This is a genomic window from Bacillus sp. DWP3-1 (genome assembly GCF_049896565.1).
Taxonomy (GTDB): Bacteria; Bacillota; Bacilli; order Bacillales; family Bacillaceae; genus Bacillus.
Genome location: NZ_JAFCUN010000002.1, coordinates 40,872 through 57,737, shown reverse-complemented (window position 1 = coordinate 57,737; position 16,866 = coordinate 40,872). Strand labels below are relative to the sequence as shown.

The 16,866-nt window shown below is 41.1% G+C and carries 17 protein-coding genes and 1 other annotated feature; of the genes, 4 read left to right on the top strand and 13 right to left on the bottom strand.

Going from position 1 to position 16,866, the window contains the following annotated elements:
- Positions 1 to 37: 37 nt before the first annotated feature.
- Positions 38 to 409 (bottom strand): winged helix-turn-helix transcriptional regulator, encoded by a 372-nt coding sequence (locus ACP7A0_RS05725; protein ID WP_003217763.1) that lies wholly within the window; start codon positions 407 to 409, stop codon positions 38 to 40.
- Positions 410 to 566: 157 nt separating this feature from the next.
- Between ACP7A0_RS05725 and ACP7A0_RS05720 the strand changes: the two genes are divergently transcribed.
- Together ACP7A0_RS05720 and ACP7A0_RS05715 are read left to right on the top strand one after the other, a co-directional pair.
- The gene (locus ACP7A0_RS05720; protein ID WP_426004524.1) at positions 567 to 1,754 is read left to right on the top strand and encodes an MFS transporter; all 1,188 of its coding nucleotides are present in this window, start codon (positions 567 to 569) and stop codon (positions 1,752 to 1,754) included.
- A 13-nt stretch (positions 1,755 to 1,767) separates the two neighbouring features.
- Complete coding sequence (locus tag ACP7A0_RS05715) at positions 1,768 to 2,607, top strand: aldo/keto reductase (protein ID WP_060597047.1); 840 nt, start codon at positions 1,768 to 1,770, stop codon at positions 2,605 to 2,607.
- A gap of 45 nt (positions 2,608 to 2,652) precedes the next feature.
- Here ACP7A0_RS05715 and ACP7A0_RS05710 read toward each other — a convergent pair whose 3' ends face one another.
- The 6 genes from ACP7A0_RS05710 to ACP7A0_RS05685 all read right to left on the bottom strand — a co-directional run bounded on the left by ACP7A0_RS05710 (position 2,653) and on the right by ACP7A0_RS05685 (position 10,256).
- Complete coding sequence (locus ACP7A0_RS05710; protein ID WP_106072890.1) at positions 2,653 to 4,152, bottom strand: extracellular solute-binding protein; 1,500 nt, start codon at positions 4,150 to 4,152, stop codon at positions 2,653 to 2,655.
- Positions 4,153 to 4,177: 25 nt separating this feature from the next.
- On the bottom strand, positions 4,178 to 5,038 hold the full coding sequence (locus tag ACP7A0_RS05705; RefSeq protein ID WP_426004744.1) for a carbohydrate ABC transporter permease: 861 nt from the start codon (positions 5,036 to 5,038) through the stop codon (positions 4,178 to 4,180).
- A gap of 219 nt (positions 5,039 to 5,257) precedes the next feature.
- On the bottom strand, positions 5,258 to 6,010 hold the full coding sequence (locus ACP7A0_RS05700) for an NAD-dependent epimerase/dehydratase family protein (RefSeq protein ID WP_426004521.1): 753 nt from the start codon (positions 6,008 to 6,010) through the stop codon (positions 5,258 to 5,260).
- Positions 6,011 to 6,056: 46 nt separating this feature from the next.
- Positions 6,057 to 6,959, bottom strand: coding sequence for a dienelactone hydrolase family protein (locus ACP7A0_RS05695; protein WP_060597050.1), 903 nt, complete (start codon positions 6,957 to 6,959; stop codon positions 6,057 to 6,059).
- A gap of 130 nt (positions 6,960 to 7,089) precedes the next feature.
- Positions 7,090 to 9,504, bottom strand: a complete 2,415-nt coding sequence (gene leuS, locus ACP7A0_RS05690) for a leucine--tRNA ligase (RefSeq protein ID WP_034665405.1) — start codon at positions 9,502 to 9,504, stop codon at positions 7,090 to 7,092.
- Positions 9,505 to 9,601: 97 nt separating this feature from the next.
- Positions 9,602 to 9,823 (bottom strand) — a binding site (T-box leader).
- A 103-nt stretch (positions 9,824 to 9,926) separates the two neighbouring features.
- Complete coding sequence (locus ACP7A0_RS05685; protein ID WP_223249904.1) at positions 9,927 to 10,256, bottom strand: DUF4257 domain-containing protein; 330 nt, start codon at positions 10,254 to 10,256, stop codon at positions 9,927 to 9,929.
- A gap of 426 nt (positions 10,257 to 10,682) precedes the next feature.
- Here ACP7A0_RS05685 and ACP7A0_RS05680 point away from each other — a divergent pair, with 426 nt between their 5' ends.
- Together ACP7A0_RS05680 and ACP7A0_RS05675 are read left to right on the top strand one after the other, a co-directional pair.
- Positions 10,683 to 11,486, top strand: coding sequence for a PAS domain-containing protein (locus tag ACP7A0_RS05680; protein WP_426004518.1), 804 nt, complete (start codon positions 10,683 to 10,685; stop codon positions 11,484 to 11,486).
- Positions 11,487 to 11,570: 84 nt separating this feature from the next.
- Positions 11,571 to 12,272, top strand: a complete 702-nt coding sequence (locus tag ACP7A0_RS05675) for a coiled-coil domain-containing protein (RefSeq protein WP_106048480.1) — start codon at positions 11,571 to 11,573, stop codon at positions 12,270 to 12,272.
- Between the two features lie 62 nt (positions 12,273 to 12,334).
- Here ACP7A0_RS05675 and ACP7A0_RS05670 read toward each other — a convergent pair whose 3' ends face one another.
- From ACP7A0_RS05670 to ACP7A0_RS05645, 6 genes are read right to left on the bottom strand one after another with little or no spacing between them, the layout of a single operon-like run.
- Positions 12,335 to 13,645, bottom strand: a complete 1,311-nt coding sequence (locus ACP7A0_RS05670) for an ABC transporter permease (protein WP_426004516.1) — start codon at positions 13,643 to 13,645, stop codon at positions 12,335 to 12,337.
- On the bottom strand, positions 13,635 to 14,333 hold the full coding sequence (locus tag ACP7A0_RS05665) for an ABC transporter ATP-binding protein (protein WP_066030519.1): 699 nt from the start codon (positions 14,331 to 14,333) through the stop codon (positions 13,635 to 13,637). The genes ACP7A0_RS05670 and ACP7A0_RS05665 overlap by 11 nt, the downstream gene beginning before the upstream one ends.
- 21 nt (positions 14,334 to 14,354) lie before the next feature.
- Complete coding sequence (locus ACP7A0_RS05660; protein ID WP_375566170.1) at positions 14,355 to 15,350, bottom strand: ABC transporter ATP-binding protein; 996 nt, start codon at positions 15,348 to 15,350, stop codon at positions 14,355 to 14,357.
- Positions 15,344 to 16,222 carry an ATP-binding cassette domain-containing protein gene (locus ACP7A0_RS05655; protein WP_060597055.1) on the bottom strand — a complete coding sequence of 293 codons (879 nt, stop codon included), beginning with the start codon at positions 16,220 to 16,222 and terminating at the stop codon, positions 15,344 to 15,346. The genes ACP7A0_RS05660 and ACP7A0_RS05655 overlap by 7 nt, the downstream gene beginning before the upstream one ends.
- Positions 16,215 to 16,607 (bottom strand): GntR family transcriptional regulator, encoded by a 393-nt coding sequence (locus ACP7A0_RS05650; RefSeq protein ID WP_034665384.1) that lies wholly within the window; start codon positions 16,605 to 16,607, stop codon positions 16,215 to 16,217. Before ACP7A0_RS05650 ends, ACP7A0_RS05655 begins: the two co-directional genes overlap by 8 nt.
- Positions 16,608 to 16,624: 17 nt before the next feature.
- Positions 16,625 to 16,804 carry a hypothetical protein gene (locus ACP7A0_RS05645; protein ID WP_034665379.1) on the bottom strand — a complete coding sequence of 60 codons (180 nt, stop codon included), beginning with the start codon at positions 16,802 to 16,804 and terminating at the stop codon, positions 16,625 to 16,627.
- Positions 16,805 to 16,866: the final 62 nt, after the last annotated feature.

The window sequence follows — 16,866 nt, the reverse complement described above, 5'->3', positions numbered from 1 at the left end:
GACAAAAAGTCCCGCTCGCACAGGAAGCGGGACTTTTTTATTTAAATTGTTCATTTAAAATGCTGTCTTCCAGCACTGAAAGCGGCTCTCCGTACACACGTTCAATATGAGCTGCTCCCCAATCACAAAGCGCATTCAGAATTCTTTCGAGCGACTGTCCGTATTCACTTAATTCATATTCCACTTTAGGCGGTACTTGCTCATACACAATTCGGTTAATCACCCCATCACTTTCAAGCTCTCTCAGCTGTTGTGTAAGCATTTTTTGTGTGATGTTTGGCATGAGCCGCTTCAATTCACTCGTGCGTTTTTTTCCATGTGTTAAATGACATAAAATCACGCACTTCCACTTCCCGCCAATGACCTCAAGGGTCGCTTCCACTGAGATATTATATTTTTTCTTTTCCATCAAATCCTCACTCCTCTTTGTGCGAACAGGCACTTTTTAGTACCTATATTACAAAAAAGTACGTACTTTTTTTTTCGTCATCTATGTTAGATAATAACTCTTGCCGATCGGCTTCGTCTATCAAAATGTCATCATAGAAGGATGTGAACACTTATTCATGAAGAAAAAGCAAAACCACTTTGCCCTTCTCGCACTAGCCATTAGTGCTTTTGCTATAGGAACCACTGAGTTCATTAGTGTCGGTCTTTTGCCGATGATTTCAGAGGACTTTGGAGTGAGCGTCAGCCAGGCGGGCTGGACCGTCTCTTTATATGCACTTGGTGTGACATTCGGCGCGCCTATTTTGACTTCTCTGACTTCAACGATGAAAAGAAAGACATTGCTATTGCTCATTATGCTCGTCTTTTTGATTGGAAATACACTAGCCACGATTGCTCCGACTTTTTCAGTGCTATTAATCGGACGGGTCATTTCAGCCTTATCCCATGGAATCTTTATGTCCATCGGCTCTACGATTGCTGCAAGCCTTGTAGTGAAAGAAAAACGGGCAAGTGCGATTGCCTTTATGTTCACTGGATTAACAGTTGCTACTGTGACGGGCGTGCCATTTGGGACATTTCTTGGCCATGAGCTCGGCTGGCGGACGTCATTTGGTGTGATTGTCATCATTGGTCTGATCGCACTGATATCCAACTATTTTCTTGTTCCATCTCAATTAAAGCAAGGCGTGAAAACATCATTTAAGGATCAAGCTGTCTTATTAAAAACAAAAAGAATCTTGCTTCTATTTGTCATTACAGCAACAGGATACGGAGGAACCTTTGTCGTCTTTACGTATTTATCCCCTCTCTTACAGCATGTGACAGGTCTTGCGCCTGGGGCGGTGGCCTTGATCCTGCTTTTATACGGGATCACGATCGCAGCCGGAAATGTCATTGGCGGAAAGGCTGCTAATGAGCAGCCAATGAAAGCACTGATTTACATGTTTATCATCCAAAGCATCATTATGTTTACCCTTAGCTTGACTGCTGGATTCACGGTGCTAGGCATTGGAACCGTCATGCTGATGGGACTGTTTGCTTTCATGAATGTGCCTGGATTGCAAGTAGCTGTCGTTGACTTTGCAGAAAGATACACACCAGGAGCAGTCGACGTCGCTTCCGCTATGAATATCGCTGCCTTTAATGCCGGTATCGCCATCGGCTCATTTTTAGGCGGCATCGTGACAGATACTCTTGGGCTTGTGCATACAGGCTGGGTCGGCGGCATCATGGTCCTTATCGCAGCAATTCTCACGATGATTAGTTTTCGAATGGAACAACAAGAACAAAATCAAACCATCTAAAGGAGTTTTCAATATGAACCATTTACAAAGTACAAAAACATTAAACAATGGGATCCACATGCCAGGATTTGGTCTTGGTGTATTCAAGGTTGAAGATGGCGCAGAATTAATAGACGCCGTCAAAACAGCCATTCAATTAGGCTATCGCAGTATTGATACAGCGGCTATTTACGGAAATGAAGAAGGTGTTGGACGAGGCATACAGCTTGGTTTAGCAGAAACAGGACTGCGCCGCGAGGACCTCTTTGTGACATCAAAAGTGTGGAATGCCGATTTAGGATATGAATCTACCCTAAACGCATACGAAGAAAGCTTGAAAAAGCTTCAGCTTGATTATCTTGATCTGTATTTAATCCATTGGCCGGTTGAAGGAAAATACAAAGAAGCTTGGCGTGCACTGGAAACCTTGTATCGTGAAGGAAAAGTCAGGGCCATCGGAGTGAGCAACTTCCAGCCGCATCACCTAGACGAACTATTAAAAGATGCAGACATCATACCAGCTATCAATCAAGTGGAGTTTCACCCAAAACTGACGCAGGAAACACTCTTTACGTATTTGAACACACATGGCATTCAAATGGAAGCTTGGTCACCGCTAATGCAGGGGGAACTGCTTCATCATCCGGTGATCAAAGAGCTCTCGGACACATACGGCAAAACACCTGCTCAAATTATTTTGCGCTGGGATGTGCAAAAAGGCGTCATCACCATTCCAAAATCAACGAAAGCCCATCGTTTAAAAGAAAATGCAGACATATTTGATTTTGCCTTATCTGATGAGGATATGAAGCGCCTTTCTGACTTAAATGAAAACAAACGTATCGGTCCAGACCCAGACAACTTTGACTTTTAATAAAAACACCCCCGCTTTTTAACTGTGCGGGGGTGTTTATGTTGATCATTTTGATTTTTTAAAGGAAGCTTCATATTCTTCTATGATTTTATGACCACCGTTTGATTTCCACTTCTCTACATCTTTCTTAAATTGATCTTCACTGATGTCTCCAAGAATGAACTTATAAGTCGCATCATCGATGATTTTTTTCAACTCGTTTCCTCGCTCTGAGGCTGTTTCTGAATACAGGCTTTCAGCAGGATTGGCGACGATGATGTTTTGATTGTCTTCTTCTAGCTCTTCATATTTTGTACGAACCGCATCTCCTTTATTTTTCAAGTAACGTTTATCAATTCCTACTAGACTGACAAGCGGCTGTACGTCTGTCTGCCAGCTTTTCACTTGGCTTTCTTCTCTGACAAATGTATTCCCTTCTTCTTTCTTATAATGCTCGCCATCAATACCGTACGTCATGAGACCATATACATCTTCTTCTGCAATGCGGTCAAAGAAGGCCAAAATCCGTTTTAATTCTGCCTCTGATTTCACGCTTGTTTTAGGGAATGCAAAGATACCATTATGACCACCTGATGCCCACACACGTTCTTTGCCATCTGGGCCTTTGATTCGGTTGATGATATCTATTTCCATGTTTTTATCTGTCGCGTCATCTCTCAAGTTCACTGCGTCTACCATATTCCCAACATAGATCCCTGCTTTTCCTTGTGAGAATAATTCCTGCTGCTGTGTTTTGCTTGTAACAGGGAAGTCTTTGTTGATATAGCCATTGTCACGTAGTTTCTTCATGTATTTCATTGTATTCATGTACTCATCTGTCATGAAGTCTGGCGTGAATTTGCCGTTTTCTTCTTTCCAGTCTGTCGGCATTCCCTCATATGAACCGAGTGTTTTAAATGCCCCATAAATCAAATCGTTCCGATCCGTAAAGCCAATTGTATCCGCTTTTCCGTTTTGATTCGGATCTTTTTCAGTAAAAGCTTTAGCTACCTCATAAAGATCATCCAATGTTTTTGGTGTATCCAAATTTAAATTTTCAAGCCAATCCTTTCGAATGACAATTCCTTGTCTTGAAAGTGGTCTCTCTCTATAAATGCCATAAAGCTTACCGTCTATAGAGGCGTTTTTATTAATCAGTTCGTTCATCTTACTTAAATTTGGATAATCCTTTAAATACGGACCGACTTCCCAGAACATGCCTGATCTGAACGCATTAATAGCAGACGAATTCTTAATGTCTTGAATCGTGACAATCTGCGGCAGATTCCCTGCGGCAAGTGCGGAATTTAAACGGTCTTCCTTCACGGCATCAGGCACCCATGTAATATCAAGCTCTGTATTTGTGAGCTTCTCAATCTCTTTTATGACGGAATCCTTCGGCGGCTGCTGATGATACAAAATAGCCATCCAGGTCAGCTTTACCTCTTTATTTAAATCAACCTTTTCATCTGATGAACTTGTTCCTTTGCTTGAACATGCGGATAGAATACCGCTTGCTGCAAATAACAGGACAAACGCAATCAACCATAATTTCTTTCTCCCCATAAGATCCCTCCGTTGTTCCATCTTTTTAACCTTTTACAGAACCTAGTAATGCCCCTTTGTTAAAATGCTTTTGAATAAATGGATAGACAAGCAGAACTGGAATGGTCGCTACCACAATGACAGCCATTTTAATCGTTTGGTCTGGCGGTGGTGTGGATGATCCCATATCCGACATATCTCCCTGCATTCCGCTTGAGACAATGACAATCTGCCTTAGCAGCACCTGAATCGGCCATTTCACTGAATCATTTAAATACAGGATGGCGGTCATGTACGTATTCCAATACGTCACGGCATAAAAAAGTGAAATGGTCGCAATAGCTGGCAAAGAAAGTGGCAGCACAATTTTAAAGAAAATCCCTAAATCGTTACAGCCATCCATCTTCGCTGATTCCTCAAGGCTTGCCGGGATGTTTTGAAAGAAGTTTTTCAAAATGATCAAATTGAATGCATTGATCGCAACCGGTAGAATAAGTGACCAATAGGTATCAAGCAGACCAAGTGTTTTCACCACAATAAACGTCGGAATCATACCTCCACTAAACAACATCGTGAAGACAACGAGAAACATCAATGTTCTCCGGCCTTTTAGCTCCTGACGAGACAGCCCATATGCCATGAGTGAGGACAAAAACATGCTGACAGCTGTTCCAACGAGCGTCACAAGAATGGACACAATGAGGCTACGATACACAATATCCGTAGAGAAAATATATTGATAGGCCTCTATAGAAAACGTGGTCGGGAACAAGATAAACTTCTTCGTGATGACCTCTTCTACTGTAGCAAAAGAGGCTGCAATGACATGGATGAACGGAAGCACACATATTAATGCGAACATGAGTAGAAAAGAGTAATTAAATAAGTTGAACAATCGGCCTTTAATAGAACGATCTATGTTCATCACGCCCTTTCTTTGAAAGCGTTATCATTTCGTCCGAAAATAAGCTGCAGCCTGTGACGATATCGTGATTAAAATGTAACAAACGGGGGAAGAAAGCGTCTATAATCATCTTGACAGACCAACTGGATGGATCCTGTCAATCGTGCTTTTATGCTCATGAAACAAAAGAATAAGATCATCAGCTAATGACATGATTATGCCCTATGCCTGATCATTTTCTTCTAGGATTTCCGTCGTATTCACATCAGGTCTGTAGCCTAACTCCTGCTTTATTTTTTCCGTAGACCAGGGCTTTTCTTCGTTTTCTGATACGGCATAATATGTCCCAAAGGGGACGGTCGTTTCAATCGCTGCCTTTGTCATCCCTATAAGATCTTCATGTGACAGAAGTGTTCGTTTCGTTCTTCGTTTCTTGTGTAATGCCTCCATCTCATCCGTCACAACCGTTCCAATCCGTAAATTAATAACAGACATCCCCGTTTGATCGTGGAACAAACGGCCTAGCTGTTCTGAAGCAAATTTTAAAATACCATAGACATTTTTAGTCGCTGGCACATCGTCTGTTGTAATATTTCGCCCTAGTAAGGAGCGGCCATCCTCTTCATAACGATCGGTCACATGATTGCTGCTTGCAAAAATGACTTTTCGTATGCCGAGACGTGCAGCTGATCGAAACATATAATAGGAGCTCCTCCAAAAAATATCATTCATTTTTTCAAACTCCTCAAGATTCATCACATCATGCGTCATATCCATGTTTAAAAGGTGAATGATGACATCTGTATCTCTCGGAATCGCCTCATATAATTCCTGTTCATTCGCTGCATCTGCTAAAATGGCTCCTTTTACACAGCTCGTTTGATCAATGATGGTGATTTCGTACTCAGAAGAGAGCGCTTTTGTTAAAATACGGCCTATCACACCGCATCCGCCAATGATCGTGATCTTTTTCATCTGTTTCCTCCTTTCTATTGACGTAGTATGTCCAAGCCTTTATGGGTTACAGCCATTTTTTCAAAAATCGAGTGGCCTCGTGACGCATAGCGGCTGTTTCAAAATGACCTGCATGAAGACCAACAAGCTGATACCGTTCTTTCAATGAAGCAGTTTGATAGGTTTGGCTCAATCCCTTTTGAATGCGTCCGACGCCTTCAGCAGGCGTGAGCGGATCAAGTTTTCCAACTAAGCTTAAATGCGGCCTTGGAAAAATCATTGCCTGAATATCAGCTGCTGTAAAGTACTTTGCTAAGCTTGGTACATAGTAATAAAAGCCATGCCTGTCTAAATTGTTCGTTTCAATTAATGTGTGATGATCGACCTGTGCGCAAAGATCAATACACACACTGACCCTCTCATCAAGCGCAGCAGTCCACCAGGAAAGAAGCCCTCCCATTGACATTCCAAAAACAGCTAACCGGTCCGGCAGCACATCAGATCGAGACAGCACATAATCAATCGCACACATGCTTTCATACAGCATCATGCCCCACATCACTTTTCCTGTTAAAAGCATCTCCTTAAAAATTTCACTTTCTGTTCTTCCTCTTCTCTCACCAAACCCTGCATGATCGATAGCCAGGACACTATAGCCTTTTGATGTGAACTCTTTCGCATATGAAGGCGCTTGCAAATAATGAGCACCTTTGATCAGCTCTTCCTTCCCATCCACGTAGTTCCCGCCATGAGAGTGCTGGAACAGCACAACAGGTCTTTTTTTCACCGTATCCTTTGGCTTTACAAAATAAGCAGGCACTTCCTCTACACCATGAATCGAAAGAATGAGTGTTTCGACTACATACGATTCACGTTCCTCGATCTTTAACGTATATGCCTCCACGCGATGGCGTTCTGGCATTTCTCCTAACAGACTGAGCAGTTGTTCGCGTTTGCTTTCCTTTTCCATTGACGTCACTCCTCATTTTCTTGATCACCTGTTAAAATACGAGGTCGATGAAGTAATCACCTTGTTTTCGACAAAATTATGTCCCGGGAAATAAAGAACACCCACCGGTTCATACCGATGGGTGTCATCATTAGTTCGCAACAATATTGACAAGCTTCCCAGGAACCGCAATCACTTTGCGAATGGTTTTCCCTTCAAGCTGTTCTTTTACGCGTGCATCATTTTTCGCAAGCTCTTCTAACTGTTCTTTTGTTGCATCAGCAGGAACGGTTAATTTTGCTTTCACTTTTCCATTCAACTGTACGACAATTTCTACTTCATCGTCGACAAGTTTTGACTCGTCATATTGCGGCCATGCTTCATAAGAAATAGACCCTTCATGACCAAGTTTATTCCAAAGCTCTTCCGCTAAATGCGGTGCAATTGGAGAAAGAAGTTTCACAAAGCCTTCTGCATATTCTTTCGGCAGTGTATCAGCCTTGTAGGCATCATTGATAAACACCATTAATTGTGAGATCCCTGTATTGAAGCGCAGGCCTTCATAATGGTCCGTTACCTTCATCACGGTTTCATGATAGCTGCGTTCTAATGCGCCTCCAGTTTGCTCCGTCACTTTATCACTGATTGTGCCATCTTCATTTGTGAATAGACGCCATACACGATCAAGGAAACGGCGAGCACCATCAAGTCCTGTTTCAGACCAAGCGATTGATGCATCTAAAGGTCCCATGAACATTTCATAAAGTCGTAATGTATCCGCACCATGAGATTCTACGATATCATCTGGATTGACAACGTTCCCTTTTGATTTACTCATTTTTTCATTATTTTCTCCAAGAATCATTCCTTGGTTGAACAATTTCATGAAAGGTTCTTTTGTAGGAACAACACCGATATCATACAAGAACTTATGCCAGAAGCGCGCATATAGAAGATGCAGTACAGCATGTTCTGCTCCGCCGATATATACATCAACAGGAAGCCATTTCTTTAGTTTCTCAGGAGATGCAAGCTTTTCTGAGTTATGCGGGTCAATATAACGTAAGAAATACCAGCAGCTGCCTGCCCATTGCGGCATTGTATTGGTTTCACGGCGTCCTTTTTTACCTGTTACAGGATCTACAACCTCAACCCACTCTTTGATATTGGCTAAAGGTGATTCACCTGTACCACTTGGCTTAATCTCAGTGGTTTTAGGCAAAATCAGTGGAAGCTCTTCCTCTGAAACGGCTGAAGAAGTTCCGTCCTCCCAATGAATAATTGGAATTGGCTCACCCCAGTAACGCTGCCGGCTAAATAGCCAGTCTCTTAAACGATATGTGACTTTCTTTTCGCCTTTTTGATGTTCTTCAAGCCATGCAATGGCTTTTTCAATCGCTTCTTCTTTTCCTAATCCATTGAGGAAATCAGAGTTAATGTGTTTTCCATCACCTGTGTAAGCTTCTTTTTCAATGTCTCCGCCTTCTACAACTTCCTTGATTGGAAGATCAAATGTTTTGGCGAATTCATAGTCACGCTCATCATGGGCAGGTACCGCCATAATCGCGCCTGTTCCATAAGTAGCCAGCACGTAATCTGCAATCCAGATCGGCATCTTTTCACCATTTAATGGATTGATGGCATAAGCGCCTGTGAAAATACCCGTCTTCGTTTTTGCAAGATCTGTCCGCTCTAAGTCGCTCTTTGATTGAATTTCTTTGATATATGCTTCGACTGCTTCTTTTTGAGCAGCTGTTGTAATTTTTTCAACAAGTGCATGTTCTGGTGCAAGTACCGCATATGTTGCACCAAATAATGTATCCGGACGCGTTGTGAAAACAGTAAACTGTTCGTCATGTCCTTCTACTTCGAAATGAACGTGTGCACCTTCTGAACGTCCGATCCAGTTACGCTGCATATCTTTGATGCTTTCAGGCCAATCAATGTCTTCTAAATCTTCTAACAGCCTGTCCGCATATGCCGTAATCTTCAGCATCCATTGCTTCATCGGACGTCTTTCAACTGGATGCCCTCCGCGTTCACTTTTTCCATCAATGACTTCTTCATTTGCAAGAACTGTACCAAGCGCCGGGCACCAGTTCACTGGTACTTCATCGATATACGCCAATCCCTTTTCGTACAATTTCAAGAAAATCCATTGTGTCCATTTATAATAATTCGGATCAGTCGTGTTGATTTCTCGATCCCAATCATATGAGAATCCTAGTGATTGAATTTGGCGGCGGAAGTTATTGATGTTCTCTTCTGTAAAGACCGCTGGATCATTCCCTGTATCTAGTGCATACTGTTCTGCTGGAAGACCAAATGCGTCCCATCCCATTGGATGAAGAACATCATATCCCTGCATACGTTTCATGCGTGATAAAATATCCGTTGCTGTGTAGCCCTCAGGGTGCCCGACATGAAGCCCTGCTCCTGATGGGTATGGAAACATATCAAGCGCATAGAACTTTGGTTTATCTTCCGAGTCAGATGTGGCGAATGTTTTATGTGTCAGCCAATAATCCTGCCACTTCTTTTCAATTTCCCGATGCTGAAAACTCAATGTGAAAACCTCCTTTAATATGTACGGCTGTATCTGCTCAGATGACCACTGCAAGAATTCAGATTTTTCTAAAATCAACAAAAAACCCTCATCCCTGGAAAGGGACGAGAGATTTTTTGGTTCCCGCGGTACCACCCTTGTTAGCGTCACTTTCTGTTTGTACGCTCACTTAATATCTTTAACGCAGACATGCGACAGAAGCTTTAACGCAACTGCAACTCTGAGGCGAGTTCAGAAGCAGATTTGATTGACTTTCACCAGCCGTCAATTCTCTAAAGACAAATACTGCTTTCCTACTACTCCTCTTCACTGTTCTTATCGTAACCGTCATCTAAGTAGTATTTTATAGAATTATGATCATAAGTGCAAGCAGGTTTGTATACAATGGGAATGTACCCTAGATCAGGGTAAAGTAGAGGATATTATTCGTGTGGAGATCGGTTATGACGGTTGGAGTCTGCATCCTGTGAACGCTGTTCTCTTACAAAATCAAAGCTTCGCAGAACTGCTTCTCCTCCGTAACCTGAAATAATTGATAAGATGACCAAGTGCAGACTAGAATCGGGATTTGAGGATAAGACAAGCAGTGTAGCGGCAATCATCCCAACGAGCCAATCTTCAATAAACCCTAAATAAATAAACTTTTTTGTCATTCTGGGCTTCTCTAGCCTGCCTTTTTTCTTTACGTGACCGAGAATGCCCATGACCCCTCCAATGGCGCAAGCAATAATGACTTGTTGCAGCATTTTCATCACCTTCCTAAAGCCCTTAGAATAGTAAAGCGACTTCAGGCTGTCCAGCCCCCTGTAATGCCATTCTGCTGTTCCGTCATAATCCATGTAAAAGGTCTATTCTCTCTAACGAAGAAAAAAAGCTTGTTTCTTCCATTATATGTGAATGACCCAAAAACAATCTTGATGCATTGGAATCATTTTTACCTAATCCATATTAACTATTTTTGTCATTTTATGAATTATGAGCAATTGATTCCTTCTTTTTCTAAAGAAAAGTCTCCTTACTTACTATATTCTAATGGAGGACAAACTATGATGACAAATTTAACAAAGCCATTGCAATCATTGAAACAGAACATATGTTATGTTACGTTATTAAGGAATACTTTTGGTTGAAAAGACAGCCATTTGATATGTCTGCTAGTAGCAGCAAAGGAGGGTAATATGGTCAGCTCGAACATCTTCGGCTTGCAAAAACAGCTTGAACTCATAAAAAAAGCGCTAGATCATGCGCGGATCGGTGTTGTCATTACAGACCCTTCTTTAGAGGATAACCCTATCGTTTATGTGAACCATGGCTTTACACACATGACTGGATACAAACCAGATGAGATTCTTGGGCGTAATTGTCGATTCCTTCAAGGAAAAGACACAGATCAAGAGCAGCTTGATTTAATACGTCATGGAATACAGAATAAAATACCTATTACCACACAGCTAAAAAATTATAAAAAAGACGGTACTTTTTTTTGGAATGAACTCAATATAGATCCTCTATACATTGAACAAGATGATAAAACATTTTTCATTGGCTTTCAAAAGGATATTACGAAACAGAAAGAATATGAACAACTCCTAGAAGATTCCTTACAGGAAGTCACCTCTCTTTCGACGCCAATCGTCCCAATCAAAAATGGTGTATCTGCTCTACCACTCATTGGAAAACTATCTGAAGAACGCTTTGATGCCATTGTTGCGAAGTTAACTTGTATATTAGATGATTCAAAGGATGATTATTTAATTGTCGATCTTTCTGGCTTAATCGATGTCGATGATTCCGTTGCAGGACGCATTTTCAAGCTGCATCATCTTCTCAGTTTAACTGGAACCGAACTGATCATCACAGGGATCAAACCGCAGCTTGCGATGAAAATGAAAGACTTGGATACAGATTTCAAGGATGCGATCACATATTTGACGGTTAAGGAAGCAATCAAAGGATTACCATTAGCTGAAAACCCTGTGTAAACAGGGCTTTTTTAGTTAAACCGCCCCTAAAAATGGAAAAATGAGGTATGATAGGAGTAAATAGAGATTTAGGGGGGCTTCTAGATGATGATGTTACTCATCATAGGTCTTTTATGTGTTTGTTTCGCCATAGGATATGCCGTCAATTTCTTATTACTCAAACACCAGAACGAGCATATCTTTTCAAAGAAACTATTTTATCCTTTTTTGATCTTGGGTCTCGTCTTTTCCATTATGTCATTACCGTTTGCTGCCACAGATGCACCGAAGGCACAAGCAGATCCATCTTCAGAACAGCTGTTAAAGGATCAAAAGCAGCTCACATCTGACATATCGCGCTTAAAAGCTGATAAAGAGGAGCTTACTGCCTCTTTAGAGGACGCAACAAAGGATAAAGAAAAACTAGCTAAAAAGCTAGAAACCATCACCTCAGAAAAAGAAACAGTCAAAAAGCAAGAAAAGACCATTCAAGCGCTTGAAGAGAAAATAGACAAGCTTGCCTCAAGCAATGAAACACTCAAAAAAGAGAACAAGAAAAGCAGCAGCGATACGAAGTCTTCCACTGTTCAGCGCTCCGCTCCTAAAGATGAAGGAAAAAGTACAGGCGGTCATGAATCGCAGAAGGAAACAAAAAAAGAATCAGCAGCCTGTAACATCAAAGGAAGTGTCAATGGCATTTATCACACACCGAGCAGCAGATACTACTCTAGAACAAAAAATGTAACCGAACTATTCTGCTCCGTAGAAGAGGCAGAACGTGCAGGGTACCGGGCACCTAAGCAATAGCCATGTGTCACAAAAAAAGAACCTCCTGTCAGCCCAATCGGGTGTCTTAGGAGGTTCTTTTTTTAGATTTCTCTTCTTAATGCTGCTAATACATTCGTTTTTGTTGCTTTACGTGCCGGATTAAGCCCTGAAAGGATCGCTACCCCTGCGCTAATCACTGTTGCTGTGATCACAAGGCTGAGCGGAATATAGGAGAAGGTGATCGAGAATTGATCGCTTGACCCTCCCTCTGACATGGACGACAAAATGGCTGGAATGATTAAATTGACGGCGAAACTAATGATATATGAGATGATAATACCGATGATCGACCCAATCACCCCAATATAAGCACTTTCCATGAGGAACATTCGCTTGATAATCGATGGATTCGCACCAATGGCTTTCATAATCCCAATCTCTTGTGTTCGCTCTGTTACTGCCATTGTCATCGTATTAAAAATACCAATTGCAGAAATAATGACTGCGATACAGCCGACAAAAATGAGTCCAATTTTGAAGACAGTAAAGAACATATCCATACCTTCGAGCTGATTCGTCACAGAGATGACTTGGTAGCCCTCATCTGTCAGCTTATTCGTGAGTGCACCGACATTGTCGAATTTATCCGCATAGACAGAGGTCATTTTCTCGACATTTCCTGCTTCAGGAGATAGATCAAGTATTTGACCAAATTCCTTTTCATACGCATTCGGAATGAGAATTTTATGATCCTGCTGCCACTCCAAATTTGGCTTTTTCATGACTCCTACTACACGGAAATCAAATGTTTTTTCTTTGACGACTTCATTTTCTTCGTTGAGTTTTGGTACCTTGATTTGAATCACTTTATTTAAAATATCTTTCGTGTAGCCTTTTGGCTCTTTTGGTTCTTCTTCACCGTTTGACGTTTGATTTAATTCTTTTTCATAGGCTTTGCGCTCTTTATCCGTCCAGAGAAGTTCAACCATATGATACCCAACCACAATTTCGTTTGCTGATGTTGGGACTTTCCCTCTGTCTAGTTCAAGCCCTGCTTCTTTTTCCTCTTTCATATCGGTCAGAGCAGCCTGCGTTTCACTTGAGCGGTCATCGAGCTCGACGTTTACCGATGGAACGAGAGACGTTCTTGAGACGACAGATTTCACATGGTCATATTTCTTTAAATCATCTACCTTGACGGCACCTTTTTCCTTGCCTAACACTTTCACTTCAGTGATGATTTGCTGTTTCATGATTTCATCTTGCGCCGATTTTTGCAAACCAAAACCGACAGATGCTAGAACGATTAAGAAAGAGCATGCCATTGTCGTCGCAAGAATGGTCATAAACACACGCAATCTATTTTTCTTCATGTTTCTTCTAATGAATTTGACCTGATCTCTAAATTTCAATGGTCTGTTCCCCTTTCTTTAATACACCATCATGAAGCTGGAACGTTGTATCTGCAATTGAAGCGACTTCATCGTCATGTGTAATGATGACAAACGTAATTCCTTTTTCACGATTGAGCTGCTGGATAAAGGCTAGAATTTCTCCTTCGGTTTCTGAATCTAGACTGCCTGTTGGTTCATCCGCTAATATAATAGATGGATTTAAAATCAAGGCTCTTGCAATACTCACACGCTGTTGCTGCCCGCCGGACAACTCATTCGGGTAATGCCCTGCATGATGTTCGAGGCCTACTCGTTTCAGCATTTCTTTTACTTTCGTCTTTCGTTCAGACGGCTTCACACCTTTTAAAGTGAGCGGAAGTTCAACATTTTCATACGTCGTTAAGCTCCCGATCAATTGAAAGCTTTGAAAGATAAAGCCAAAGTGATCTAAGCGGAAGTCCGCCCATTCTTTTTCATTAAAGCCGGTCACATCGGTCCCATCAATGACAATTTGTCCGCTCGTTGGCGTAATATATCCTGAAATTAAGTTCAAAAGGGTAGATTTCCCCGAACCACTTCGTCCCACAATACAAGCAATGTCGCCTCTTTTGATGGATAGGTCAATCCCTTTCAGCACAGGAATTTCATTCTCTCTGCCCTTTTTACCAATTTTAAACACATGATCTAACGCTTGAACCTGAATCATCTCTACTCCCCTACTCTCTGTTTATCTTTTTCGATATATTAAGAAATAACTTGTTAGTGCACCTACAACGCCGCCGATGATCATGCCAACAATATAGCCCAATATGGAAGTGTCAGAAGAAAATCCAACCCATCCAAACCCTAGAACACCGAAGACAATGACCAAAATCTGAATCGGTCTATCCATTTTTGAGTAAAGGAAGAAACGGCCATTTCGTTCAATCGGATGCTTGATAAAGCTAAACAAACCAATGAGATAAAATACAATCATCATCACAATGGGTATGATGAATTCTTCACCAGTGAACCAAATTGGAAATTTATCTATATCTCGAAATTGAAAACGATCTGTTATATAAGTAATTGGGGCGATAGGCATAATAAAGTAGTCATAACTGACATCGACCCAATGTCTATTCGTTCTTAAAATAAAATCTAAATGAAACATCGGAAGCCAAATTAATAAATATGGCAATATCGATGTACTGAATGTAACAATGGCTTGACTAATTGTGCTTCCTGTTAAAGCACCTGCTGCAAGACACAAACTATAAATCATTAAGGTTGACACGAGCGCAATGAAGTAACCACTATTAAAGTCAAATGTCTCTTTTGGTTGAATACCTAATATGAGTAAGTAAGTGAAAGCATATGACAACACATGAACGAGCGTTATGATTCCGGCACCTAAGAAAAACTTTGTTTGATAAATAGTACTTCTACTGAACGGCAAGGATAAAGTAAAATCGATTTGCCCTTTATTTCTTTCATATCCCAGCTGGATCATCGCAAAAAGCAAACCCATAAGCCATGAGAGGGCGATAAAAATATCAGAACTGAAATTATAATAAAAACCATCATCTACTGTTGTACATGTCGTATCATTTAAACAAGTTTGAAAGGATGAGTATCCCAGTAAAAAGGATAATGGCGTCGTAAAGACTGCAACCAGCATCACTAAAATAAATGTCAGCTCTGATTGCTTCCACTCCTTATATAATAATTGCCGCTTTACCATCTCCGTTTCCCTCCAAACTTTGCAATGAATACTTCTTCTAAATTCACAGGCAGTTCATGCCATACTTTTGGCTGCAGCGACTTCAAGTACTCTTTAGCCTCTACATCGGTTTTAAGAACAAGCGCTGTATAAAAAATGCCCGCTTGATCTAATATAGCAACGCCATTTTTTCGTATACTCAAGTTCATATCTTCTTCAAAAGCCATCTGAATTTTGACATAATCATTCTTTAATTCATCTAGATCCATGACACTTGTGAGTTCATTTCCTTCTAAAAACCCGATTCGGTTACACATACGCTCAATATCCTCTAATCGGTGCGATGTAATGAGAATCGATGTTTCACGTTCCGCTACCTCGTCGATCATGAGCTGAAGAACATCATTTCTTGTGACGGCATCAATTCCATCTGTCGGTTCATCTAACAAAATCACCGCTGGCTTGATCGCAAAGCTTAAAATTAATGACAGCTGTTTTTTTAACCCTGTCGATAGTTCACGATATTTCACTTTTTCCGGAATTTCATAGCGGTTCACAAGCTCATTGGCATATGTCACGTCAAACTTCGGATAAATATGCTTTAACAGCTGTACAAGCTGTCCGTAATTGTATCTGTCAAAGTAGGGATTGACGACTGGCATATACACAATATTTTGCTTCACTAAAGGATGGTCTTTCACAAGCACGTCTTTAAAATAAATCTCTCCTTCATCTGGAAGAAGAATTTGCTGAATCAAGCGGAGAAGTGTTGTTTTTCCTGAGCCATTCCTGCCTAGCAGACCGAAGATCTCACCTTCGCCTATTTTGAAGGAAACGTTACTGAGTACTTCACGTCCATTTAATGTCTTTGATACATTTCTAACCTCAATCAACTTGTTTTCCTCCCTCAAGACTTGAGCCGATCTCTTCTATCCATTCCTTCAGTTGTTGAATATCAATACCGGCATAATGAGCTTCTATGATGAGTTGTTTTAATTGCTCCTTCATCTCCAACACCTTCCCTTCATTCAGCTTTAACTGAGCCCCTTCTGTTACATACGTACCGCGGCCTCTTAGTGTTTCAATAATCCCTTCCCGCTCAAGCTCTTTATATGCTTTACTGACGGTGTTTGGGTTGGCGATGATAATGGTGGCGAGCTCTCTGACAGAGGGCAGTTTGTCACCAGGTTTCATTACACCTTTTAGACATAAAATTTTGAGTTGCTCAATGATTTGTTCATATAATGGCGCAGCGCTTCGTGGATCTATTTGAATCATGATGGCTCCCTCTTTCCTCATTCATGCTTTTGCAGTCCTATCGCTTGTTCATGCCCTTGCATTAAAGGGATTGAATTAGGTATCAAATCTTTTTGAACTTCAAAACCAATGAAAACGAGAACGAAAAAAAATGTACATGCTAACGCAACAGCCAGCACCATCCACTTCAAATTGATTGGTTTTTTTTCTTTTTTCATGGTTGAACACCTTTCTTCACTTTTTAAGTGTCTTTAGTGTATTAGTTGTTGTAGTACACTTA